We start from the raw sequence: 22927 nt of genomic DNA on the forward strand, positions 1-22927 counted from the left end.
GCGGCCGGCGACGCGGCGCGCGGGATCTCCCCGATCCGGGCCGCGTCAGACGGCGACGGCGCGGGCGTCGGCCACGGCCTCGTCGTAGCGGTGCAGCACCAGCCCGGCCAGCTCCGGGGCGGCGCCCAGGACGGGCGACACCGCGTCCGCCCCGGCGGCCAGGGACTCCTCGCGCACCTTGTCGGCGAAGTACCCCGGCGCCAGGAAGTACGACGCGACCGCCACGCGCGGCGCGCCCGCGTCCCGCAGCGCCGCGACGGCCTCGCCGGGCGTCGGACGGGCCGCCGAGGCGAAGGCGGGCACCACGCCGCGCCAGCCCCGCGCCCGCCACCGCCGCGCCAGCCCGCAGATCGTCGCGTTCGCCGACGGGTCGCTGGAGCCCGCCGCCACCAGCACCACGGCGGTGTCCGGATCGCCGGCCGCCACGCCGGCCTCGGCCAGCCGCCGCTCCAGCGCCGCCGTCAGCAGCGGATGCGGCCCCAGCGTCGCCGCCGTGCGCAGCCCGAGACGCGGGTGCAGCGCCCGGACGCGGGCCAGCACGCCCGGCACGTCGGTCTTGCTGTGATACGCCGCCGTCAGCAGCAGCGGCAGCACCACCGCCTCGCCGACACCCCGCCGCGCCAGGCCGTCCAGCACGCGGGCGGGCGCGGGGGGCGCGTGGTCGAGGAAGGAGGTCAGCACCTCCAGGCCCGGCCGCCGCGCCCGCACGGCGGCCAGCAGCTCCTCGACGGTGGCGGCGGCGCGCGGATCGCGGCTGCCGTGCGCCACCGCGACCATCGGCGCGCCGGCCGGCGCCGTCAGCAAGGGAGCCGTCACAGGTGGATGCCGCATTCGGTCTTGCCGGTCCCGGCCCACCGGCCGCTGCGCGGGTCCTCGCCGGGCGCGACCGGACGGGTGCACGGAGCGCAGCCGATCGACGGGTAGCCGTCGTAGTGCAGCGGGTTGACCAGCACCCCGTTGTCGGCGATGTAGTTGTCCATGTCCTCCTGGGTCCAGTCCAGGATGGGGTTGACCTTGACCATGCCGCGCCGGCCGTCCCACTCGACGACCTTGCGGTCGCGGCGGCTGGGCGTCTCCTCGCGGCGGATCCCGCTGAACCAGGCCATGTAGCCCTCCAGGGCCTTGCTCAGCGGCTCCACCTTGCGCAGGTGGCAGCACAGGTCCGGGTTGCGCCCGTACAGCCGCGGACCGAGCGCGGCCTCCTGCTCGGCCACGGTCCGCGACGGCGTCACGTTGATCACGTTGACCGGGTAGACGGCCTGCACCGCGTCCCGGGTGCCGATGGTCTCGGCGAAGTGGTAGCCGGTGTCGACGAACAGCACGTCGATACCGGGCTTGACCTTGGACACCAGGTGGATCAGCGCCGCGTCCGACATCGACGAGGTCAGGCAGATGCGGTCGCCGAACGTGGCCACCGCCCACCGGATGATCTCCAGGGCGGACGCGCCCTCCAGGGCCTGCGCCGCCGACGCGACGATGTCCTCCAGATCCAGGGCCGGTCTGTCGGTCTCCAGCAGTGTCACCGCGAAGTCTCCTTGTGCGTCCGGCGCTCGGCCGCCCGCGCCCCGCCGACGCCGAGGAAGGCCAGCCTGAAGACGCGCAGGCAGTCCCCGCACGCCCAGGTCCCGTCCTCCTCGTGCGGTCGCAGGTCCTCCTCGCCGCAGTACGGGCAGTAGAACGGCGCCGCTCGTTCGCTCATCGCTCCAGGGCCTTGTGAGATCGGCTGCGGAGCCGGCCGCGCGGACGCGGCCGGCCGTCGGCTACGTGAGGTCGGCTACGTGAGGTCGGCTACGTGAGGTCGGCTACGTGAGGTCGGCCTCGTCGGCGCGCCGCACCCACTCGGCGAAGGTCTCGCCCTCGCGGCGCTGCTCGTCGAACCTGCGCACGATCCGCTCGATGTAGTCGGTCAGTTCCGCCGAGGTGGTCTTCAGGCCGCGCACCTTCCTGCCGAAGGAGGCGCCGACCTGGCCGCCCAGGTGGATCTGGTAGCCCTCGACCTGGTCGCCGTTCTCGTCCAGCACCAGCTGGCCCTTCAGGCCGATGTCGGCGACCTGGATGCGGGCGCAGGCGTTCGGGCACCCGTTGAGGTTGATGGACAGCGGCTGGTCGAAGTCGGGCAGCCGCTTCTCCAGCTCGTCGATCAGGTCCATGGCCCGCTGCTTGGTCTCGACGATCGCCAGCTTGCAGTACTCGATGCCGGTGCAGGCCATCGTCTGGCGGCGGAACGTGGACGGGCGGACCTGCAGGTCGTGCCGGGCCAGCTCGTCGGCGAGCGCCTCGGTCCTGCTCTCCGGGACGTCCAGGATCACCATCTTCTGCTCGGTGGTGGTGCGCACCCGGCCCGACCCGTACCGCTCGGCCAGGTCGGCGACGACGCGCAGGAGCTCCCCGTTGACCCGGCCCGCCTTCGGCGCGAACCCGACGTAGTAGTCGCCGTCCTTCTGCGGGCGGATGCCCACGTGGTCGCGGTGCGGCAGCGGGTCGGCGGGCGGCGGCCCGTCGGGCAGCGCGTAGCCCAGGTACTCCTTCTCCAGGACCTCGCGGAACTTCTCCGCGCCCCAGTCCTGCATCAGGAACTTCAGCCGGGCCCGGGACCGCAGCCGCCGGTAGCCGTAGTCGCGGAAGATCGAGGTGACGCCCGCCCACACCTCGGGCACCCGCTCGGGCGCCACGAACGCGCCCAGCCGCTTGGCGAACATCGGGTTGGTGGACAGGCCCCCGCCGACGAACAGGTCGTAGCCGACCTCGCCCGCGTCGTTGACCACGCCGACGAACGCGACGTCGTTGATCTCGTGCACGGTGCAGTGCGCCGCGCACCCGGAGATCGCCGTCTTGAACTTGCGCGGCAGGTTGGAGAACTCCGGCGAGCCGATGTAGCGGTCGGCGACCGCGCGCAGCTGCGGGGTGGCGTCGATCACCTCGTCCGCGGCGATCCCGGCGAGCGGGCAGCCGATGATCACTCGGGGGGTGTCGCCGCACGCCTCGGTGGTCCGCAGCCCGACCGCCTCCAGCCTCTCCCAGATCGTCGGGACGTTCTCGATCTCGACCCAGTGCAGCTGGATGTTCTGCCGGTCGGTGATGTCGGCGGTGCCGCGGGCGTACCGGACGGAGATGTCGGCGATGGTGCGCAGCTGCTCGGACGTGAGCTGCCCCCCGTCGATGCGCACGCGCAGCATGAAGTAGCGGTCGTCGAGCTCCTCGTCGGCGAGCACGGCGGTCTTGCCGCCGTCGATGCCGGGCCGGCGCTGCGTGTAGAGCCCGTACCAGCGGAACCGGCCGCGCAGGTCGGCCGGGTCGATGGAGTCGAACCCCCGCTTGGCGTAGATGTCGATGATCCGGCGGCGGACGTTCAGCCCGTCGTCGTTCTTCTTGTTCTCTTCGTTCTTGTTCAGCGGCTCGCGGTAGCCGAGGGCCCACTGGCCCTCTCCTCGCTTGCGTCTCGTCGCTGGTGGCACGGCGCGCGTCCTTGTCGGTCAGAACGATCGGTGTCGATCAGAGCGATCGGTGTCGGTCAGAACGATCGGTGGGTGGAGGGACGCGTGGCGCACCGGCGTTCTCAAAGGCCGGGGGCTCGACGCTGAGCGCAGGGCGGAAGGAACGTGACGCCGGGCACCACGCACTCGCGGACAACGTGAGTCGTGGTCAGGGCGTCACCGACAGATCGCGCTGCGGACGCGGAGGAAGTCGACGTGCCGGCGCATCACCAGCAACGGGTCCGCAGCACTCATAGCAGCACTTTGACACGCGCACTCGCGGCATGTCCAGTTGCGTCCGACATGCGGACGCATGCGGCGAACGGCCGCCGCGGCCGGGGCGCTCATCCCTGGCGCCTCCAGTTCACCCCGGGCTCGGCGGCGCGGGGCGGCCGCTCGTCCGCCCTGTCGGCGGCTTCGTCGGCGGCTTCGGCGGGGGCTTCGGCGGGGGCTTCGTCGCGGCGGCGGCGCTCCTCGGGGGTCGCGGGGGAGGGCGAGTGCTGGCAGTCGCACCACGAGCCGCCACGGCACTCGCCATGGCGGTGGTCCCGGCACGCCGCACAGATCACCCCTTCATTGTCGCCGATCCGGCGCGGTGCGCGGAACCGGGGCGCGGTTCCTTCGGCGCGCGGCGCCCCGGACGCGCGGGATCGAAACGATCTTGATCGGCCGGGGCCCGGCGTGCGTCGAACTGATCACGGGAACCGCGACGCGGACGGCCGAGTGGGACGGTGCGGCATGGTGTGGACGGAACACCCCCTCTGGCGGGTGGGCGTGACCGGCGTGTTCCGGCGGGGCGGCCCGCGCCTCCGCGCCGCGGCGCTCGCCGTGCGCCCGGAGGCGCGTCTCGAGGCGCCCGTCTCCGCCGGCGGACCCGCGGGCGAGCCCGCCGGCGATCCCGAGGGCGAGGCGGCGGCGAGCCGGGCAGGGGAGCGTCCGGGAGGCGGCGGGGTGGTCTGGGGGCTGGTGCGGGACACGGCCGTCGCGGCCTTCCGCTACCGGGTGACCGGTCTGGCCGCCGAAGCCGCGTTCTTCGCGCTGCTGTCGCTGCCGGCCTTGGTCATCGCGCTGGTCGGGCTGATGGGGCACCTGCGCGGGCTGCTCGGCCCGGGCGGCGTCGAGGAGGTCCGCGCCTGGGTCATCGCGCGGGCCGAGACCGTGCTGACCGGGCCCGCGGTGGACTCGGTGGTGGTCCCGCTGATCGACGAGGTGATCCGCGGCGGCAGCCCCAACGTCGTCTCGCTGAGCTTCCTGTTCACGCTCTGGGCGGGGTCGCGCGCCACCAACGTCTACGTCGACACGATCACCATCGCCTACGGCCTGTCGGGCGTGCGCGGGGTGGTGCGCACCCGGCTGCGCGCGTTCGTCCTCTACCTGGTCGGCCTCGTGGTCATGCTGATCGTCATCCCGCTGCTGGTGGCCGGGCCCGCCCTGCTGCGGCGGACGCTGCCGGTGGGCGCGGGGTACGTGCCGGTGCTGTACTGGCCCGTGGTGGTGACGCTGTCGGTCCTGTTCCTGGCGCTGCTGTACCACATGAGCGTCCCGGTGCGGACGTCCTGGTGGCGGCAGGTTCCGGGCGCCGTGGTGGCGCTGGCGGTGTGGATCGGCGGCGGGTCCGCGCTGCGGCTGTACCTGAGCGGGTCGCTGAGCGGGGTGTCGGTGTACGGGCCGCTGTCGGCGGCGATCGCCGTGCTCGCCTGGCTGTACGTGGTGGCCCTGGCGGTGCTGGTGGGCGCGGCGCTCAACGCCGAGATCGACCGGCGCTGGCCGAGCGGCGACACGGCGCGGGCGCGCGCCCGTACCGCGGCGGAGAATCCGGCAAACGGCTCCGACGGTAAAAAATAAGCCTGATAACGGTCTGACAAGGCTAAACATGGCGTAACCTCGCCAGACATGACGCTCCATGAGGAGAGCGGCGGCCGGATCCGCACGGTGACCGGCCCCGTCCCCGTCTCCGCCGTCACCGGGCCGGTGCTCCCGCACGAGCACCTGCGGCTGGACCTGCGCTGGCCGACCCGGCCCGCGCTGCTGGAGTCCGACCCGCGGCGGTGGCTGGACGAGGAGAAGGCCGTCATGACCGAGCTGGCCGCGCTGCGCGCCGAGCGCGGGCTGGCCGTCGTCGTGGACCTGACCTGCGACGGGATGGGACGCAGCGCCCCGTCGCTGGCCCGCATCAGCGCCGGGTCCCGGGTCGCGGTGGTGGCCGGCACGGGCGTGTTCGCCGAGCCGTTCCACCCCGCGTTCGTCGGCGACGCCGACGAGGAGCGGTTGGCCGAGCACTTCCTCGCCGAGATCGGGTTCGGTCTCGACGGCACCAACGCGCTGCCCGGCGTCATCGGCGAGATCGGCACCTGGGGCGAGGCGCCCACCCCGCGCGAGGAGCGCTGCCTGCGCGCCGCCGCCCGCGCCGCCCGCTACGCCGGCCTGCCGGTGGCGACCTGCGGACGGGCCGGGGCCGTGCAGCTGGACATCCTCACCGGCGCGGGACTGGAGCCGCACCGCGTCGCCGTCGGGCGGCAGGACCTCGCCGACGACCCCGCCCTGCCCCGCAAGATCGCCGAGGCGGGCGCGTACGTGTCGTTCGGCTCGCTCGGCCTGGCGGGCGAGGACCCCGTGGCGCTGGGCGCCCGCGTGCGCGCCGTCATGGAGCTGCTGGAGGCCGGGCTCGGCGACCGGGTGCTGCTCAGCACGGGCGTGTCCCGGATGGCGCACGTCCGCCGCTACGGCGGCCCCGGCTACGGCTACCTGTTCGAGGTCTTCCTGCCCGCGCTGCGCGCCGCCGGGGCCGACGAGGACACCCTCACGCGGCTCGTCCGCGACAACCCCCTGCGCTGGCTGACCTGCGCCGACACCGCCTGAGCGCCGACCGGGGCGGACGGGCCGGAGACGTCCTCGGGCGGCGGCGCCGCCCGAGCCGCGGCCCACTCGATATCCCGGCGTGGCTGGGTAGGTCACAGGGGCAGAGGGACGGGCGAAGCTCCGCGACCCCGAAGGGGGGTGCCGCCGATGCCTCGGAAAGCGACCGGCGGGAGCGCCCGGCGCCACGCGGGCGCCGGCCCCCAGAGCGTCCGGCTGCCGTTCACCGATCGCGCCGAAGCGGGCCGCCTGCTGGCCGAGCGGCTGGCGCCGATGGGCCTGGAAGGGGCGGTCGTCCTGGCGCTGCCCCGCGGCGGCGTCCCGGTCGGCTACGAGATCGCGCGGCGGCTGTCGACGCCGGACCGGCCCGCCCGGCTGGAGGTGCTGGTCACCCGGAAGATCGGCTACCCGTTCCAGCCCGAGCTGGGCGTGGGCGCGATCGCCGAGGGCGGCGAGCCGGTGTTCGACCGGGACCTGCTGGAGCGCCTGTCGCTGGACGAGGACGACCTGGCCGCCACGGTCGAGGCCGAGCGCGCCGAACTGGACCGCCGGGTGCGCGTCTACCGGGGCGACCGCGCGCTGCCCGACCTGACGGGACGGGCGGTCATCGTGGTGGACGACGGGCTGGCGACCGGCGGCACCGCGCGCGCCGCCCTGCGCGCCGTGCGGGCGCGCCGACCGGCGCGGCTGGTGCTGGCGGTGCCGGTGGGGGCCGCCGAGACCGTCCGCGCGCTGGCGCTCGAGGCGCAGGCGAGCCCGAGCGGCGCCGACGAGCAGGTGGTGGTGCTGGCGGCGCCGTGGTCGTTCCGCGCCGTGGGCCAGTGGTACCGGGACTTCGAGCAGCTGACCGACGCCGACGTCATCTCCTGGCTGGACCGCGCCCGCCTCGGCGAGTGAGACCGCCCGGCGGTGCGGGAGCCGGGCGGGAAATGGCGCAGAGCGCGCTTTCACGGAAATAGATCACAGCGCCGGGACGCGTCCTGTATTGGGTCCCTCCATACTCCGCATTAGCGCGTCGCGCGGCGTTTTCGGCGGCACCGTGACACACATGTGACGGACATGTGATGAAAGAGCTCGCGGGTTTTCAGTGAGAGGGCAACGCAAACGGCCCCGCGGGGCGGGGCCGTACGTTTTTCCGGTGGCGTGCCGGGGTGCGCGATACGGCGATCCGGCCGCTGCCTGGATCGCCTCAGGCGGCGTTCGCGCGACGCATCCGGCGACGGCGCTCCGAGGCGCGCTCGTCTTCGTTCAGACCGCCCCACGTGCCGTACTTCTCGGGCCGGGACACCGCGTAGTCGAGACACTCGGTGCGCACGGGGCAGCCCATGCAGATCTGCTTGGCCTTGCGCTCACGGATCTCGCGTTCGGGCTGACGCTCGCCGTCAGGTCCGAAGAAGAGCACCAGGTCTTCCCCCCGGCACGCCGCGGCGTCCTGCCAGCCCCAGCTGGGACGAGGGAGGTTTGCCTGACGACGTACCTGAGCCATGGAACACCCACCTTGGTTGGTTTGCTGAGCAATTTCAGGACATGGACGCTCGGCGTGCTCGAAGACGTGCGTCAGCAGCACCGAGAGGTCCAACGTCTGGAGTTGCCGCTCTGTTCCCCGCCCGGTTCTCCGAGGCGCAGGGCCGCGCGGCAAGGGAGACCCTCGAATGGGGCCCCGGAGAGATTACACGAGGGCCGCCTCGTTGAGAAGGGTGAGGTCCCTAACAACGTAGGTTTCGAGGTTCTCTTGGCATCCTCGGCCGCATGGATCGGTCTGCGCGACCCGCTCCACGACGATCCGGTAACACCTGTCGCCTACTACAACCACCGCGTGGTACGGAGATGTTCCCGACACCGATTCCACGGTGACCGCCGTCACGCCGCGGACCCCGGTGTGCTCGCGCACGAAGTGCTCGGCGGCCTGCGCCGGCTCGGGGTAGCCGGCCCGGCCGCGCAGGCGGTCGAGCAGGACCTCGCCCCGCAGGTAGGCCTCCACGGCCCGCACGGCCTCGTCCCGGTCGAGGGCGCCGTAGTAGACGCCGTGGGGGAGGCAGACCAGGTTCGCCGCGAAGCGGTCACCGCCGACGTGGGTCGTTTCCCAGACAAAAGGGGCGAATCGCTCCGACAGGAAGCGGGCGAGGGGCGCGCCGTGCTGGGCGCAGCAGGCGTTGTGCTTGCCGTGCGTGCACACCAGCAGCAGCGGGTCGGCGACCGGTTCGCCGAACTTCGGGGGCGTCCCGGCGGCGACCGCCGCCAGGTCCAGGTCGGCCAGTTCGGCGGGGTCGGCGAGCTCGCGTCCCTCCAGCCAGACGCGCTCGCCGTGGGAATAGCCCACGTACACCTGCACGGGCGGGATGCCGCGCCGCCGCCCGGGCCTGCGGATGAGCTGCGGCCGTACGCCCGCGGCCCGCGCGGCGCGCACGGCCTCGGTGATCGCGGCGGGACCGGGCGGGCCCTGCTCGACGCGCTCCGGCCACGGCCCCGGGTGCTCGATGAGCAGCCAGCCGCGCGCCTTGGCGGTCGCGCTCGCCAGGCACGGTCGATCGCCCGAGTGGCTGCCCGGGCAGTGGCCGCAGCTGTTCCGGCGCGTCACGTGGGAACCCCCGTTGATCGAGATTGATTAGGTTAGGTTAACCTAATCATCCTCCGGGTGCCAGGGGGTGTGAATCACCCCATACCCCAGATTTGATCTCCAATGGCCGCATCGCGCTCCGTTTGAGCGGCCGCTGCCCTCATCTGACCGTTGATTCGAAGATCTGCCTGCGCGGATCGCCGCGCCGCCCGTACCGTATCGGTGACGTCACCGCATCCCGCTGGTCGCACGGGTCACACCGTTCGGAGGAGCGACTCGGCGATCGGCAGGGCCGCGGCCCGGTCGGCGGGCACCAGGCCGATCCGGGTGCGGCGGTCGAGCAGATCGGCGGCGTCCAGGGCGCCCTCGTGGCGCAGCGCCCAGGCCAGCTCGACGCGCAGCACGGGCAGGCCGGGCGCCGCCGGCTCCAGCAGCGCGGGGTCCTCGCGCGCCAGGGCCGCCACCAGCGGAGCCTCCGTGCCGTACCGCCGCACCAGGCGGCGCGGCGCGTCCAGCGCCGCCAGGCGGGCGGGCGGCGCGGCGCCGACGAGCGGCAGGCGCGCGGTGCGACTCGGACCGGCGTCCAGGTGTGGGGCGGACGCCACGGCCGCGTCCACGGCGTCCTCGGCCATCCGCCGGTAGGTGGTCAGCTTGCCGCCGACGACGGTGACGACGCCGTCGCGGGAGGTCAGCACGGCGTGCCGCCGGGACAGGTCCGCGGTGCCGTCGGCCTGGTCGCGCGGACCGCCGTCCAGCAGCGGGCGCAGCCCGGCGAACGCGCCCGCGACCTGGTCGCGGCGCAGGGGGACGTCGAGCGCCGCGCCCAGGATGTCGAGCAGGAAGCCGATGTCGGCCTCGGTGGGCTCGGGGACGTCGGGGATCGGGCCGTCGACGGGCTCGTCGGTCAGGCCGACGTAGACGCGCCCGTCCTCCTGGGGGATGACGAGGACGAACCGGTTGGACGCGCCGGGCACGGGCAGATGCAGCCCCGCCGACAGGTCGGGCAGCGTCTCGCCCCGCAGCACCAGATGCGTGCCGCGGGACGGGCGCAGCGCGACCCCGTCGACGAGGCCGCCCGCCCAGACGCCGGTCGCGTTGACCACGGCCCGGGCGCGCACGGCGAACTCGCGGCCGGTGAGCTCGTCGCGCACCTGCGCCCCGTCCCCGCTCAACGCCAGGGCGCGGCAGCGGGTGAGGATGCGCGCCCCCAGGCCGGCGGCGGTGCGGGCGATCGCGATGACGAGGCGCGCGTCGTCGGCGAGACGCCCGTCCCAGGACAGCAGTCCTCCGCGCAGACCGTTCGGGCTCAGCGGCGGGGCGAGGCGCAGCGTCTCGACGGCCGACAGGCGGCGCGGGCGGGGCAGGACCCCGCGGGGGGTGCGCGCGGCCATGCGCAGGACGTCCCCCGCGAACAGCCCGGCGCGCATCAGGCTCGCCTGGGAGCGATCGACCATCGGTGTGAGCGGCAGCACGAACGGAACGGCCTGCACCAGGTGCGGGGCGGTGCGCGTCATCAGGACGCCGCGTTCGACGGCGCTCTCGTAGGCGACGTCGACCTGCCCGGACGCCAGATAGCGGAGCCCGCCGTGGACCAGCTTGGAGCTCCAGCGGGACGTGCCGAACGCCAGATCGTGCGCGTCGATCGCCGCCACGGACAGGCCGCGCGACGCCGCGTCCAGGGCCACGCCCGCGCCGGTGACGCCCAGCCCCACGACCAGGACGTCCACGACCTCGCCGGGCAGGGCGTCGAGTTCTGCGGCCCTGCGCTCCGCGGAGAGAGAGGTGTTCATGGCGCCAGGGTCCTTTCCAAGATGCGGCGCAGTTCGGCGTCGAAGGCGTCCTCGGACAGGTCGGGGTCGGCGTCGTCGGTCATGGTGCGCAGCGACAGCGCGAACGACTGGACGATCAGCAGCAGCGCGCGGGCCTGCCGGGCCGGATGGTCGCGCCGGATCGTCCCGTCCGCGTGCCCGGCGCGCAGGGACTCCTCGAAGAACGAAAGGAACGCCTCCTGGCTCGCGCCGCGCCGGTCCAGCACGTACGGGAGCAGCAGCTCGGGGTCGACGTCCACGATCTTGCGGAGCAGCGGATGCGACCGGAACGCCCGCACCCCCTCCACCAGCGACTCGACGAGCCGCTCGCGGACCGGGCGGCCGTCGTCGGGCGGCTGCGCGGCCGCCGCGACGGCGATCCACTCGCGCGTCATCAGGTCCCCGACGATCGTGCGGACGTCCGGCCAGCGCCGGTAGAGCGTCATGCGCGACACCCCGGCGCGGCGGGCGATGTCGGTGAGCGTGGTGCGGCGCACCCCCACCGCCAGCACGCAGTCGCGGGCCGCGTCCAGAACCGCGTCGTCGGTCGTGGTTCTGTTGTGACGATTGGACGGCATATGTCACAGTGTAAGGGCTGGTGTCGAGACCCCAGGGAGGCGCGGTGGACACCCCGGACATGCGGTGGAGCGGATGGGGAGACCCGGCCAGGGCGACGCGGCTGCCGGAGGGCGCCGTGCGCCTGCTCCGGGACCTGCTGGGCGTGCGCCCCGCCGACGGCGCGCCGCCGCGCCTGGAGGACGTCGCCGTCCCCGCCTCGCGGCTCGACGGGGACGCGCTCGGCGCCCTCGCCGAAGCGGTCGGGGGCGAGGCGCACGTGCGGACCGATCCCGAGACGCGCATCCGGCACACGCGGGGCAAGTCCACGCCCGACCTGCTGCGCATCCGGGCGGGGGAGGCGTCCGACGCGCCCGACGCGGTCGTCTTCCCGGGCTCGCACGAGGACGTCTTGGCCGTGCTGCGGGCCTGCGCGCGGCGGCGCGTCGCGGTGGTGCCGTTCGGCGGCGGCACGTCGGTCGTGGGCGGTCTCGCCCCGCGCGGCGCGTTCGACGCGTTCGTCGCCCTGGACCTGCGCCGCATGAACGCCCTCGTCGACCTCGACCCGGTCTCGCGCACCGCCGTCCTGCAACCGGGGCTGCGGGCTCCGCGGGCCGAGGCGCTGCTGCGCGAGCGCGGATTCACCCTCGGGCACTTCCCGCAGTCCTTTGAGTGGGCGTCGATCGGAGGCTTCGCGGCCGCGCGGTCCAGCGGGCAGGCGTCCGCCGGGTACGGGCGGTTCGACGAGATGGTCGTCGCGCTGACCGCGGCCACGCCGGAGGGCACGCTCAGCCTGGGGCGGGCGCCCCGGTCCGCGGCGGGCCCGGACCTGCGCCAGCTCGTCCTCGGCTCCGAAGGGGCGTTCGGTGTGATCACCTCGGTGACGGTGCGGATCCGTCCCGCCCCCGAGACGTCCGCCTACGAGGGCTGGCGGTTCCCCTCCTTCTCCCAGGGCGGCGCGGCGCTGCGGCGGCTCGCCCAGGACGGTCCGCTGCCGACCGTCCTGCGGCTGTCCGACGAGGCCGAGACGATGGTGGGGCTCGCCGACCCGGACGCCATCGGAGCGGGCCTGGGAGAGGCGTCCGGCTGCCTGGCCGTGGTCGGTTTCGAAGGCGCCCCGCAGGAGATCGCCGACCGCCGCGACAGAGTGCGCGCCGTCCTGGAGGACGAAGGCGGCGAGCCCCTGGGCCCCGAGCCCGGCCAGGCGTGGGAGCACGGCCGCTACACCGCCCCCTACCTGCGCGACGCGCTCCTGGACGTGGGAGCCTTCGCCGAGACCCTGGAAACGGCCACGTTCTGGTCCGGCCTGCCGGATCTGTACGCCGCCGTCAAGGACGCGCTGACCTCGACGCTGACCGCGCAGGGCACACCGCCTCTGGTCATGTGCCACATCTCGCACGTCTATCCGGCCGGGGCGTCGCTGTACTTCACGGTCGTGTGCGCGCAGGGCTCCGACGCGGTGCGGCACTGGGAGAAGGCCAAGCACGCCGCGAACGACGCCATCCTGGACGCCGGCGGCACGATCACCCACCACCACGGCGTCGGCGCCGACCACCGCGACTGGTACGCCCGGGAGATCGGGCCGCTCGGCGTCGACGTCTTGCACGCCGTCAAACGCAGGCTCGATCCGGCGGGCATCCTCAATCCCGGGGTGCTCCTGCCGCCCGTCCCCGAGGAGCGGCCGCGATGACGGCCGGGGCGCCCTCGCCGGACCGCCGCGCGTTCACCGCGATCGTCAACCCCGCCGCGGGCGGGTCGGCCTCCGCCGCCGCGCTGGTCCCCGTGGCGCGGCTGCTGCGCGAGGCGGGCGCGCAGGTGGTCGTCGAATACAGCCGCGACCTGGAGCACGCGGCCGCGCTCGCCCGCGCCGCCGCCGACGCCGGCCGCGTCGTGCTGGGCGTGGGCGGGGACGGCATGGTGGGCTGCGTCGGCGGCGCCCTCGCCGGGACGCGTGCCGTGCTGGGCATCGTCCCGGCCGGACGCGGGAACGACTTCGCCCGCCAACTCGGCATCCCGTCCCAGCCCGACGCATTGGCCCGCCTGCTGCTTGAGGGGGAGCCGCGCCCGGTGGACGCCATCGACGCCAACGGGACCCCCGTCCTGGGCAGCGTCTACGCCGGAGTGGACGCCGTCGCCAACGACAACGCCAACAAGACCCGTCTGCTCCGCGGATCGGCCGCCTACTACATCGGCGCGCTGCGGGCCGTGCTCGCCTGGCGCCACGCCGACTACGTGATCACCGTCGACGGCCGGGAGCACCGGCGCACCGGCTACACCGTGGTCGCCGCCAACTCCGGGTGGTACGGCTTCGGCCGCCACATCGCCCCGGACGCCCGCGTGGACGACGGGCTGCTGGACGTGGTGATCATCAAACGGGCGCCGAAGCTCCTCTTCTTCACCGTGATGCGGGAGCTGGAGCGCGGCGCCCACGTGCGCCGCCCCCAGGTCGAGGTGCTGCGCGGCCGCAAGGTCCGGATCGAGCTGGCCGACCCCGGCCGGACGCTCCCGTACGGGGCGGACGGCGAACTCCCGGGGACGCTCCCCGTGACCGCCGCCGTCATGCCCGCGGCCCTGCGCGTCCTGGCGCCCTGAGCGGAGGGCCCCTGAGCAGGAGGGACGCGCCCCCCGCGGCCTCCGCGCAGAGGCCGCCGAGGTGCCGCGACACCCGGTTTCCGCACCGCCGCCAGATTTGGAAGGCATGTTTCGGTCGGTTTGCCCCCGCATTACGGACGTCCGTATAGCGTTCATTACGTCCCGATTGGGACCTGTGGGCGATCGCGAGCCCGATCATGAGATGGCGACAGCTCGCCGTTCTGGGGGGACTCATGATCCAGATGGCCGCGGTCGTCCTGGGCGTGGAGGCGCCGACGTCCACGGGGGTGGCGTCGGCGCCTACCGCGCTGAGCGCCGGGACCGGCCCCGGCGCGTGACGTTTATCTCTGAGCGGTCCATCTCTCGGCGCCTGTCTCTCGGCGCCTGTCTCTCGGCGCCTGCGTCTTGCTTGCTCCGTCCGTGCCGTCGCGCCGTCGCGCGCCCCAGGCCGAACCGCCGCGCGCGCCTGGCCGAATCGCTTGACGGGGAGATCATCTCCGGGGAAGGGTGGCGCTGGTTCCCCACATCCCCCGGAGGTGACGTGTGCGCGCCGAGGACGCGGCCGCGGAGCGAGCCCCAGAGAACTCGCGGACGTCGGAGGCGGGCGCGGGATGGGCTTGCGGAAAGCCGGGCAGCTTCTACGACCTGCTGCCCGAGCGGGTGCAGGCGTTCTCCTGGCGCCGTCCCTCGGTCCTGTGGCGTTCGCGCAACGACGTCATCGCCAGGCTGTTCGGCGACCCTTCCCCCGGGATCCGGCGGCGCTGCGTGGCCGCGCTGACCGCGCGCGGCACCCCCGCGGCGTTCACCATGCACCGCTCGACCCCGGAGTTCTCGTTCCTTCTCCTCGGGGACACGGGTGAAGGGGACCGCTCCCAGTACGCCGTGGTGCCCCCCGCGCTGCGCGTGGGGGAGGACACCGACTTCATGGTCATCGCCAGCGACGTCATTTACCCGACGGGCGAGGCGGCGGACTACCCGGACAAGTTCTACCGGCCCTACCAGCACTACCCGGGGCCCATCTACGCCGTCCCCGGCAACCACGACTGGTACGACGGGCTGCAGGGATTCCTGCGGGTGTTCTGCGATCTGACGATGGACTGCACGCCCGACCCCTGGCACGGCCCCCTGGCGCTGGTGCCGCGCCTGCTGTGGCGCCGTCCCGGCGCCGTGGACGACAAAGCCCTGACCGAGGCCAGGAACCGCTACCGGGGCGCCCCCCGGCAGCGCGCCCGGCAGCCCGGCCCCTACTGGGCCATCGACACCCCGTCGCTGCGGATCGTGGCCATCGACACCGGCATCACCGGCGTCATCGACCGCGACCAAGGGGCATGGCTGCGCCAGATCTCGGCAGGCCCCAAACCCAAGCTGCTCATCACGGGCAAGCCCCTATATGTAAACGACCGCCGCGAGCCCGGCCCGATCGAAGGCGGAGGCACGGTGGACGACATCGTCCGCGCCCCCGCCAACAACTACGTCGCCGCCATCGGCGGCGACATCCACAACTACCAGCGCTACCCGGTGCGCGTCGGCGACCGCACGATCCAGTACCTCGTGGCGGGAGGCGGCGGGGCGTTCATGCACGCGACCCACACCATCCCCCGCACCCGCCTGGTGGACGAGGACGACTTCCGCTGCTATCCGCTGCGCGGCGACTCCCTGTCGCGCTACAGCAAGCTGTACGGCCGGTGGCTGCGCCTGCCGAGCCTGTTCGAGCTGACTCCGGAGGAGGCCACCGCGGTCGTCCGGCACCGCCTCGGGATCGAGCCGGCCCGCGCGTACCACAGCGTCGGCGCCGACTCCGGAGCCGTCCCGTCGCGGCGCGCCCGCTTCGTCGCCGCGGTGCTGGGCGTCCCCAAGGGACGGCGGCGCAGGGTGCGCACCCGGCTGCCGGTGGCCAAGATCCCGCAGCGTTTCCGTTCGGAGATGGCCGACTGGGACCGCCCCCCGTTCTTCAAGAGCTTCCTGCGCCTCGACGTCGACGAGGAGCGGCTGCGCATCCGCTGCTACGGGGTGACGGGATGCGGCGAGCACGAAGACCGCCCGCCCGTGGAGGACGAGGTGACCATCCCCCTGCGCCCGATCGCCCCTGCCTGACGGCCCGCCGGGGCGACGTCCCGGCGCCGCGGCCTTGTCGGTGCCGTCGGCGACACTGGAGCCGTGAGGATCGCGGTGGCCTGCGGCAAGGACGGCGGAGGCACGCTGCGCCCGGTGGACGACGCCGGCGCGCCCGCCGGACCGGCCGAGCGCGTCGCCGACCTCGTCGCCGCGATCGCCGAGCGCGAGCGCGCCCTCGCCCCGCGCTGGGTGTGGCCGTCCACCGCCCGCCTGTACCCGCGGCTGCTGCGGGCGGGCGTGCGGGTGGCCCGGTGCCACGATCTGGAGCTCGTCGAGACCCTGCTGCTCAACCACGACGGCCGCTACGGGGAGCCGCGCTCGGTCCGGGCCGCCTGGGCCAGGCTGCGCGGCGCGCCCGTCCCGCCCGACCCCGCGCCGCCCGACGCGCTGCCCCAGCCGTCGCTGTTCGACGACGCCGAGACCGGCGGCGCCGGGGGCGCCGACGCCGACGACATCGACCAGATCGTGGAGGTGCACGCCGCGCAGCGCCGCCGGTCGGCCGGGCTGGACGGGTTCGCGCTGCTGGCGGCCGCCGAGTCGGCCGGCGCGCTGGCCGCCGCCGAGATGGGCCACGACGGGCTGCCCTGGTCGGCCGAGCGGCACGACGCCCTGCTCACCGAGCTGCTCGGGCCCCGCCCGTCCGGCGGGCTGCGCCCCCGCCGCCTGCAGGAGCTGGCCGACCGCATCGGCGAGGCGTTCGGCCGGCGCGTCAACCCCGACTCCCCGGCGCAGATCGTCAAGGCGTTCGCGGCGGCCGGGCTGACCGTCCCCTCCACCCGGGCGCACGTGCTCAAGGGACTCGACCATCCGGCGGTCCCGCTGCTGCTGGAGTACAAGGAGCTGTCCCGGCTGTACACCGCGCACGGCTGGACCTGGCTGGACACCTGGGTGTCGGGCGGGCGGTTCCGGCCCGAGTACGTGGTCGGCGGCGTGGTGTCGGGCCGCTGGGCCACCAACGGCGGCGGGGCCCTGCAGATCCCCCGCGTGCTGCGCCGGGCGGTCGTCGCCGACCCCGGCTGGGCGCTGGTGGTCGCCGACGCCGCCCAGCTCGAGCCGCGGGTGCTGGCGGCGCTGGCGGGCGACCGCGCCTTCGCCCGCGCCGCCGCGCAGGGCGACCTGTACAGCGCCCTCGCCGACGCCTTCGGCGGCGACCGCGGCAAGGCCAAGATCGCCCTGCTGTCCGCCATGTACGGCGGCGGCACCGGCGAGGCCGTGCAGCTGCTCGCCGTGCTCAAGAACCGGTTCCCCGAGGCGTTCGGGTTCGTGGAATCGGCCGCCCGCGCGGGCGAGCGCGGGCACCTGGTGCGGTCGCTGCTCGGGCGCACCTGTCCGCCGCCGTCCCCCGAGTGGCGCGCCCTGACCGCCGAGGGCGGCGAGCGCGCGGCCGCGGCGGTGCGCAGCCGGGGACGCTTCACCCGCAACTTCGTCGTCCAGGCGACCGCCGCCGACTGGGCGCTGGTGCTGCTGGCCACGCTGCGCCGCCGGCTCGCCGAGCTGGGCCCGCCCCGCCTGGTGTTCTTCCAGCACGACGAGGTGATCGTCCACACCCCGCGGGAGCTGGCGGAGCGGGTGGGCGCGGCCGTGCGGGCGTCCGCCGAGGAGGCCGGACGCCTGCTGTTCGGCCGCACCCCCGTCGTGTTCCCGATGGAGATCGCCGCCGTCGACTGCTACGCCGACGCCAAATGAGGCCGCGGGAGGCGCGGCCGCGGAGGGCGCCGGGTGAGAGGGGCGGCTAGCGGCGGACGCTCAGGGACGGGCGGTTGTTCAGCGCCTCCACGTCCGAGAACGACGTCTGCCGGTAGGCGTTGCTGATGGCCTCGAGCTCCTCGGCGCTGAGCACGTCCTCGATCCGCTCGAAGCCGTCCGGGGCGCGTTCGCTCACCGTGTGCAGGATGCGGTCGGCGGGCATGTCGCGGCACGCCAGCACGATCGCGTTGACCGGCTCGCGGCGCGCCTTGTCGTAGGCGGCCAGCCCCTCGGCGGGGTCGTCGGCCTGGGCGAGCTCGTGCGCCAGGACGCGGGCGTCCAGCACGGCCTGCGAGCCGCCGTTGGAGCCGATCGGGTACATCGGGTGGGCCGCGTCGCCGAGCAGGGTGACCCGCCCGTGGGTCCAGGCCGGCAGCGGGTCCCGGTCGATCATCTTGTGCTCGAGGATCCGCTCGGTCGACGACAGCAGCGCGGGCACGTCCAGCCAGTCGAACCGCCAGTCGGCGAAGTACGGCAGGAAGTCCTCCAGCCGGCCCTCCCGGGTCTCCGTGTCGGGCGCCTCGGTGATCCCCTCGTCGACGACCTTGACCTCGGCGACCCAGTTGAGCAGCGCCCGCCCCTCCCGCTCGGCCTTCCGCGAGATCGGGTAGACGACCAGCTTGACGGCGGCGTTGCTGCCCGCCACGGCCATGGTGCGGCCGTCCAGGAACGGCTCGCCCTCGGTCATGCCGCGCCACAGCCGCACGCCGTTCCACAGCGGCCCGGGCTCGTCGGGGTAGAGCACCGCCCGCACCGTCGAGCGGAACCCGTCCGCCCCGACCAGCACGTCGCAGCGCTCGGTCTCGACCGCGCCGCTCGCACGGTCGCGCAGCCGCACCCGCACGCCCGAGTCGTCCTGCTCGAAGGTCTCGAACACGGTCCCGGTGCGCACGGCGTCCGCGCCGAGCCGCTCGCGGACGGCGTCGAGCAGGATCATCTGCAGCTCGCCGCGGTGGATCGAGTACTGGGGCCAGCGGTAGCCCTGCGCGGTGCCGCGCGGCTCCGCCCAGATCCGTCCGCCGTGCCGGTCGAAGTGGACCATCTGGGCGGGCTCGACGCCGGTGTCGGCGAGCCGGTCGCCCAGCCCCAGCTCGGTCAGCTCGCGCACGGCGTGCGGCAGCAGGTTGATGCCGACGCTGAGCGGCCGCAGCCGGGTGGCGGCCTCGACGATCCGCGTGCGCATCCCCGCCTCGTGCAGGCTCAGCGCCGTGGTGAGACCGCCGATGCCCGCTCCGACGACGAGTACGTCCATATGGTGTTATCGCCTTTCCGTCCTTTTATTTCCTCTGCCGGGCCCGGCGTTCGGACGGGCCGGTCGCCCCGGCCGTCTCAGCCGTCCGAGCACGCGGCCCTGACGTCGGCCGCGCGCGGGTCGGGCGTCGCCGGACCGGCGTTCGTGACATCGGCCCCGCCGTGGCCGCCGCGGACGAGCCGGCCGACCTTCGCGCGGGTGCCGATGAACTCCGGCAGCGCCCGCGTCTCGATCTGGTCGCGCTCGGACGGCAGGGGCACCGGCACGTCGGCGACCACCCCGGTGGGGGACGGGCCGAGGACCACCACCCGGTCGCCGACGTAGACGCTCTCGTCGATGTCGTGCGTGACCAGCAGGATGGTCATCTTCTCCGCCCGGTGCACCTGCAGGACCAGGTCCTCCAGGTCCTCGCGGGTCTGGGCGTCCACCGAGCCGAACGGCTCGTCCATGAGCAGCAGCGAGGGCTGGTAGGCCAGCGCGCGGGCGATCGACACCCGCTGCTGCATGCCGCCCGACAGCTGCCAGGGGTACTTGCGGGCGGCGCCGGCCAGCCCCACCGACTCCAGGGCGGCCATCGCCGCCTCCCGCCGCTCCGCCTTGGACTTGCCGCGGCGGCGCAGCGGCAGCGCCACGTTGTCGCGCACCGTCAGCCACGGGAACAGCGAGCGGCTGTAGTCCTGGAAGACCACGGCCAGCCCTTCGGGCACGCCGGTGACCGGCTGTCCGTTGAGGACGACCTTCCCGCCGGTGGGGCGGATCAGCCCCGCGATGCAGCGCAGCAGCGTGGACTTGCCGCAGCCGGACGGCCCGACGATGCTGACCAGCTGGCCGTCCGGGACGGTGAGGTCGATGCCGCGGATCGCGACGTGTCCGTCCGGGTAGGTGTGGCTGAGGGCGGCTATCTCGAGCACGACGTACTCCCTCTCTTGGTGGTGGCGAGGAGCGTCCTCGCGAGGGGGGCGGCCCCCGCGCCCCCGGGGCGATTCAGTTGGCGAGCCTGCGGGCGCCACTGTGCCAGGCGAGCAGCCGCCGTTCCAACAGCAGGAACGCGCTGTTGAACAGCACGCCCAGCACGCCCAGCATCACGATGCCGGCCCACATGGCGGGCAGGTCGAAGTCGCGCTGCGCGCCGATCAGCTGGGCGCCGATGCCCGCGGTGCTGCCGACCAGCTCCGACAGCACCATGAGGATGAGCGCGAAGGCGAGGCTGACCCGCAGCCCCGCGAAGATCTTCGGCGCGGCGGCGGGCAGGATCACCGTCACCAGGCGCCGGTACCGCGACAGGCCGAACACCCGCGCGGTCTCCAGCTGCAGGGAGTCCACGGTGCGCACCCCGTCGGCGCTGTTGAGCAGCACCGGCCACACCACGCCGAACGCGATCGTGACGATCTGCATGGTGGCGCCCAGCTGGAACACGATGATGAAGAAGGGCAGCAGCGTGGGCGGGGGGACGGCGCGCAGGAACTGCAGCACCGGGTCGAGCATGTCGTTCAGCGCCCGGAACCGGCCGATCGCCACGCCGAGCGCGACGCCGATCACGCAGGAGATCAGCCAGCCGCCGAACAGATGGCCCAGGCTGGTGGAGAAGTCGTCCACCGCCTTGTCGGTGAGGAACGCCTGCGAGGCCGGGCCGGAGAACCACATCTCGTGCAGCGCGGAGACGATCGTCGACGGGGGCGGGAAGTACTCCTCGTCGGCCGCCCGGGTGCCGGCCTCCCAGGCGATCACCGCGAGCGCGACCAGCCACAGCCGCTCGGCGGTCCCGCGCAGCAGCCGTGTCATGAGACTCCCTCCACGCGGGCGGTGTTCCAGCGGAAGGCGATCCGTTCGAGCCCGACCAGGCCCGCGTTGACCGCCAGCCCCAGCGCCCCCGCCCAGCAGGCGCCGGCGAGCATGACCGCGGTGTCGCCGCCGCCGGCCTGGCTCTCCATGAGGAAGATGCCGACGCCCTCGCCGCCGCCCGCCAGCAGCTCGGCGCTGATGACGACGATGAGGCCGACCGAGGCGGCGATGCGCACGCCGGTGGCGATGAACGGCGCGGCGCTGGGCAGCGACACCCGCCACAGCACCGACCCCTCGCCGAACCCGAACGCGCGCAGGCTCTCCTTGGCGACCGGGTCGACGTCCCGCAGCGCGTACAGGGTGTTGATGAGGATCGGCCACAGCGCGGCGTAGAAGATCAACGCCATCTTCTGCTGGGTGACCGAGGAGAAGACGATGAGCACCAGGGGGATCAGCGCCACCGACGGGATGGGGCGGCACATCTCCACCAGGAACCGGGAGGCGGTCCCCAGGAAGGGGACCGAGCCCAGCAGCACGCCGAGGGGGACCGCGACCGCCACCGCGAGCAGCAGACCCCCGGCCCAGGCCCGCAGGGTGTCGCCGACGTCGACCAGGAAGTCGCCGTCGACGGCCAGCCGCCCCGCCTCCCCGAGGATCGTCGTCGCGGCGGGCAGGGCGTCCTCGTCGACCAGCCCGAGGCGGTTGACCGCCTCGACGACGAGGATCGCCCCGACCGCACCCGCGGCGCCGAGCGCGAAACGCCGGGCCTTGATCATCCGGACGATTCCCCGGTGACGAGCAGCGGCTTGACGTCAAGCGGCTGCTTGATGATCCCGAACTGCTGCATCACGTCCGCCACGCGCTGCAGCCGGGTGGCGTTCAGCGAGGTCGGGTAGGTGCCGTAGCTCATCGTGGCGGCCACCTCGGCGGTGATGCCGCGCGCGTACTTGGGCAGGATGTCCTGGACGACCTTGCGGTCGGCGGCCATGCCCTGCGCCTTGATGAGGGCCCGCTGGAAGGCGGCGACGGTCTTGGGGTTCTTGGCCGCGAACTCCTCGGTGGTGGCGTAGCCGGCGATGGGGAAGTCCGCGGTGGCGCCGCTGGACAGGTCGGCCAGCAGGCGGGCGCCCAGCTTCTGCTGGATCTGGGTGCCGAACGGCTCGATGGCCTGGACGGCGTCGACGCTGCCGGACTTCAGGGCCGCCTCCATGTTGGGCGGCGGGACCTCGACGAAGTTCTTGTCCTCGTCCAGCTCGACGCCGGCCGGCTTGGCGGCCGAGCGCACCATCAGCGTGCTGACGTTGCGCTTGGTGTTGACCCCGATCTTCTTGTCCTTCAGGTCCGCGATGCTGCGGATCGGGGAGTCCTTGGCCACCAGCAGGGTGTGGGTCTTCGGCCCGCTGGAGAACGCCTCCGCGACGATCTTGGGCTTGAACGCGCCCTGGGCGGCGGCCGAGAAGAAGGACACGTAGTTGCCGAAGGAGATGTCGAGCTGACCGCCCTTCAGCCGGGGGATCGCGTCGGCGCCGCCGTTGATGGTCTGGGTCTTGACCGTCAGCCCTTCGGCCTTGAACAGGCCGCGGGTGATGGCCAGCTGCAGCGGCGCGGTGTCGCCGACCGGCATGGTGCCCACGGTGATCTCGGACTTCTCCAGGCCGGTGGCGGACTCGCCCTTGTCGGAGTCCCCGCAGGCGGCGGCCGAGGCGGCCACGGTCAGGGCGAGGGCTCCGGCGAGAACGGTACGGCGATGGAGTGCATGCATTGCAACGCTCCGTGATGCGGGGAGATGAAAGTGATCTTTCAACGGTCGGGGAGCGTAGCGCACGGGCGCGGCGTGTGTCGCAAGATGCCACTTTACATGCATAAATGTGAACGAGTGAAAGCAATCTGTGACATCTCGCAGCCATCCATCACAAGTTATGACCTCTGTGATCATTCGGGTTGGCTGTGGTGGTAGCTCTGTGTTGCAATGTTCCGCGCTCGCCCGCAGTGGCCCTTGGGACGCAATTGGAGAATCGCGTTCGGGGCAGCGTGGGCCGCGAGCGGTCGTCCATTGAGAGGTAGCGGAGGGCAGTGCGCACAGCGGAAGGGGCCGAGGGCGCCCCGCAGTCCCCCCGGGCAGCGCCCACTACCGGCAAAGAACCCGAGCGCAAAGGGGGTTCCGGCGGGTGGCTGCGGCTGCGCAACTGGC

At 73.7% G+C, this 22927-nt stretch carries 21 protein-coding genes; 7 read left to right on the plus strand and 14 right to left on the minus strand.

The genetic code is table 11. From position 1 onward, the window contains the following. Window positions 1-45 precede the first annotated feature (45 nt). From AR3_RS10675 to AR3_RS29520, 5 genes are all read right to left on the minus strand, one after another. A complete protein-coding gene (locus AR3_RS10675) occupies window positions 46-831 on the minus strand; it encodes a sirohydrochlorin chelatase (RefSeq protein ID WP_169803812.1) in 786 nt (261 codons plus the stop codon). Continuing rightward, on the minus strand, window positions 813-1523 hold the full coding sequence (locus AR3_RS10680) for a phosphoadenylyl-sulfate reductase (protein WP_067912384.1): 711 nt from the start codon (window positions 1521-1523) through the stop codon (window positions 813-815). The genes AR3_RS10675 and AR3_RS10680 overlap by 19 nt, the downstream gene beginning before the upstream one ends. Then, a complete protein-coding gene (locus tag AR3_RS10685; RefSeq protein ID WP_067912386.1) occupies window positions 1520-1699 on the minus strand; it encodes an Insertion element protein in 180 nt (59 codons plus the stop codon). The genes AR3_RS10680 and AR3_RS10685 overlap by 4 nt, the downstream gene beginning before the upstream one ends. 103 nt (window positions 1700-1802) lie before the next feature. Then, window positions 1803-3455, minus strand: coding sequence for a nitrite/sulfite reductase (locus AR3_RS10690; RefSeq protein ID WP_067912389.1), 1653 nt, complete (start codon window positions 3453-3455; stop codon window positions 1803-1805). A gap of 362 nt (window positions 3456-3817) precedes the next feature. Then, window positions 3818-4042, minus strand: coding sequence for a hypothetical protein (locus tag AR3_RS29520; protein ID WP_146150208.1), 225 nt, complete (start codon window positions 4040-4042; stop codon window positions 3818-3820). A 169-nt stretch (window positions 4043-4211) separates the two neighbouring features. Between AR3_RS29520 and AR3_RS10695 the strand changes: the two genes are divergently transcribed. The 3 genes from AR3_RS10695 (at window position 4212) to AR3_RS10705 (ending at window position 7226) form a co-directional block, all read left to right on the plus strand. Beyond that, complete coding sequence (locus AR3_RS10695; RefSeq protein ID WP_106258401.1) at window positions 4212-5318, plus strand: YihY/virulence factor BrkB family protein; 1107 nt, start codon at window positions 4212-4214, stop codon at window positions 5316-5318. Window positions 5319-5366: 48 nt separating this feature from the next. Next, window positions 5367-6332, plus strand: a complete 966-nt coding sequence (locus AR3_RS10700; protein ID WP_067912392.1) for a phosphotriesterase family protein — start codon at window positions 5367-5369, stop codon at window positions 6330-6332. Between the two features lie 147 nt (window positions 6333-6479). After that, a complete protein-coding gene (locus tag AR3_RS10705) occupies window positions 6480-7226 on the plus strand; it encodes a phosphoribosyltransferase (protein ID WP_067912505.1) in 747 nt (248 codons plus the stop codon). 292 nt (window positions 7227-7518) lie between these two features. Here the strand turns inward: AR3_RS10705 and AR3_RS10710 are convergent, their stop codons facing one another. From AR3_RS10710 to AR3_RS10725, 4 genes are all read right to left on the minus strand, one after another. Then, entirely contained in the window at window positions 7519-7815 is a 297-nt protein-coding gene (locus AR3_RS10710) for a WhiB family transcriptional regulator (RefSeq protein ID WP_021600082.1), read from the minus strand. A gap of 183 nt (window positions 7816-7998) precedes the next feature. Further along, complete coding sequence (locus AR3_RS10715) at window positions 7999-8907, minus strand: sucrase ferredoxin (protein WP_067912394.1); 909 nt, start codon at window positions 8905-8907, stop codon at window positions 7999-8001. A 233-nt stretch (window positions 8908-9140) separates the two neighbouring features. Then, complete coding sequence (locus tag AR3_RS10720; RefSeq protein ID WP_067912396.1) at window positions 9141-10676, minus strand: glycerol-3-phosphate dehydrogenase/oxidase; 1536 nt, start codon at window positions 10674-10676, stop codon at window positions 9141-9143. Continuing rightward, the gene (locus tag AR3_RS10725) at window positions 10673-11272 is read right to left on the minus strand and encodes a TetR/AcrR family transcriptional regulator (protein ID WP_067912399.1); all 600 of its coding nucleotides are present in this window, start codon (window positions 11270-11272) and stop codon (window positions 10673-10675) included. Before AR3_RS10725 ends, AR3_RS10720 begins: the two co-directional genes overlap by 4 nt. A 59-nt stretch (window positions 11273-11331) precedes the next feature. Here AR3_RS10725 and AR3_RS10730 point away from each other — a divergent pair, with 59 nt between their 5' ends. The 4 genes from AR3_RS10730 to AR3_RS10745 all read left to right on the plus strand — a co-directional run bounded on the left by AR3_RS10730 (window position 11332) and on the right by AR3_RS10745 (window position 17642). Further along, a complete protein-coding gene (locus tag AR3_RS10730) occupies window positions 11332-12939 on the plus strand; it encodes an FAD-binding oxidoreductase (protein WP_067912508.1) in 1608 nt (535 codons plus the stop codon). Further along, window positions 12936-13841: a diacylglycerol/lipid kinase family protein gene (locus AR3_RS10735; protein ID WP_067912402.1), complete on the plus strand. Its 906-nt coding sequence runs from the start codon at window positions 12936-12938 to the stop codon at window positions 13839-13841. The genes AR3_RS10730 and AR3_RS10735 overlap by 4 nt, the downstream gene beginning before the upstream one ends. A gap of 543 nt (window positions 13842-14384) precedes the next feature. Further along, complete coding sequence (locus tag AR3_RS10740; RefSeq protein WP_067912405.1) at window positions 14385-15935, plus strand: metallophosphoesterase family protein; 1551 nt, start codon at window positions 14385-14387, stop codon at window positions 15933-15935. Window positions 15936-15998: 63 nt separating this feature from the next. After that, window positions 15999-17642, plus strand: a complete 1644-nt coding sequence (locus tag AR3_RS10745; RefSeq protein WP_067912407.1) for a bifunctional 3'-5' exonuclease/DNA polymerase — start codon at window positions 15999-16001, stop codon at window positions 17640-17642. Window positions 17643-17688: 46 nt separating this feature from the next. Here AR3_RS10745 and AR3_RS10750 read toward each other — a convergent pair whose 3' ends face one another. The 5 genes from AR3_RS10750 to AR3_RS10770 form a co-directional block, all read right to left on the minus strand. Beyond that, a complete protein-coding gene (locus tag AR3_RS10750) occupies window positions 17689-18954 on the minus strand; it encodes a flavin-dependent oxidoreductase (RefSeq protein WP_067912409.1) in 1266 nt (421 codons plus the stop codon). A 77-nt stretch (window positions 18955-19031) separates the two neighbouring features. Continuing rightward, entirely contained in the window at window positions 19032-19865 is an 834-nt protein-coding gene (locus AR3_RS10755; protein WP_083951274.1) for an ABC transporter ATP-binding protein, read from the minus strand. A gap of 73 nt (window positions 19866-19938) precedes the next feature. After that, complete coding sequence (locus AR3_RS10760) at window positions 19939-20736, minus strand: ABC transporter permease (RefSeq protein WP_067912411.1); 798 nt, start codon at window positions 20734-20736, stop codon at window positions 19939-19941. Continuing rightward, complete coding sequence (locus AR3_RS10765; protein WP_067912414.1) at window positions 20733-21512, minus strand: ABC transporter permease; 780 nt, start codon at window positions 21510-21512, stop codon at window positions 20733-20735. Before AR3_RS10765 ends, AR3_RS10760 begins: the two co-directional genes overlap by 4 nt. Next, the gene (locus tag AR3_RS10770) at window positions 21509-22498 is read right to left on the minus strand and encodes an ABC transporter substrate-binding protein (protein WP_067912417.1); all 990 of its coding nucleotides are present in this window, start codon (window positions 22496-22498) and stop codon (window positions 21509-21511) included. The genes AR3_RS10765 and AR3_RS10770 overlap by 4 nt, the downstream gene beginning before the upstream one ends. Window positions 22499-22927: the final 429 nt, after the last annotated feature.

The sequence above is a fragment of the Actinomadura rubrobrunea NBRC 15275 genome (assembly GCF_001552235.1).
In the GTDB taxonomy this organism is placed as follows: domain Bacteria; phylum Actinomycetota; class Actinomycetes; order Streptosporangiales; family Streptosporangiaceae; genus Spirillospora; species Spirillospora viridilutea.

Bases quoted from the DNA above. Each gene is read 5' to 3' on its own strand.
- AR3_RS10675 (WP_169803812.1), bottom strand. From the start codon at position 831: ATGCGGCATCCACCTGTGACGGCTCCCTTGCTGACGGCGCCGGCCGGC.
- AR3_RS10685 (WP_067912386.1), bottom strand. From the start codon at position 1,699: ATGAGCGAACGAGCGGCGCCGTTCTACTGCCCGTACTGCGGCGAGGAG.
- AR3_RS10695 (WP_106258401.1), top strand. From the start codon at position 4,212: ATGGTGTGGACGGAACACCCCCTCTGGCGGGTGGGCGTGACCGGCGTG.
- AR3_RS10700 (WP_067912392.1), top strand. From the start codon at position 5,367: ATGACGCTCCATGAGGAGAGCGGCGGCCGGATCCGCACGGTGACCGGC.
- AR3_RS10705 (WP_067912505.1), top strand. From the start codon at position 6,480: ATGCCTCGGAAAGCGACCGGCGGGAGCGCCCGGCGCCACGCGGGCGCC.
- AR3_RS10710 (WP_021600082.1), bottom strand. From the start codon at position 7,815: ATGGCTCAGGTACGTCGTCAGGCAAACCTCCCTCGTCCCAGCTGGGGC.
- AR3_RS10720 (WP_067912396.1), bottom strand. From the start codon at position 10,676: ATGAACACCTCTCTCTCCGCGGAGCGCAGGGCCGCAGAACTCGACGCC.
- AR3_RS10725 (WP_067912399.1), bottom strand. From the start codon at position 11,272: ATGCCGTCCAATCGTCACAACAGAACCACGACCGACGACGCGGTTCTG.
- AR3_RS10730 (WP_067912508.1), top strand. From the start codon at position 11,332: ATGCGGTGGAGCGGATGGGGAGACCCGGCCAGGGCGACGCGGCTGCCG.
- AR3_RS10735 (WP_067912402.1), top strand. From the start codon at position 12,936: ATGACGGCCGGGGCGCCCTCGCCGGACCGCCGCGCGTTCACCGCGATC.
- AR3_RS10750 (WP_067912409.1), bottom strand. From the start codon at position 18,954: ATGGACGTACTCGTCGTCGGAGCGGGCATCGGCGGTCTCACCACGGCG.
- AR3_RS10760 (WP_067912411.1), bottom strand. From the start codon at position 20,736: ATGACACGGCTGCTGCGCGGGACCGCCGAGCGGCTGTGGCTGGTCGCG.
- AR3_RS10765 (WP_067912414.1), bottom strand. From the start codon at position 21,512: ATGATCAAGGCCCGGCGTTTCGCGCTCGGCGCCGCGGGTGCGGTCGGG.
- AR3_RS10770 (WP_067912417.1), bottom strand. From the start codon at position 22,498: ATGCATGCACTCCATCGCCGTACCGTTCTCGCCGGAGCCCTCGCCCTG.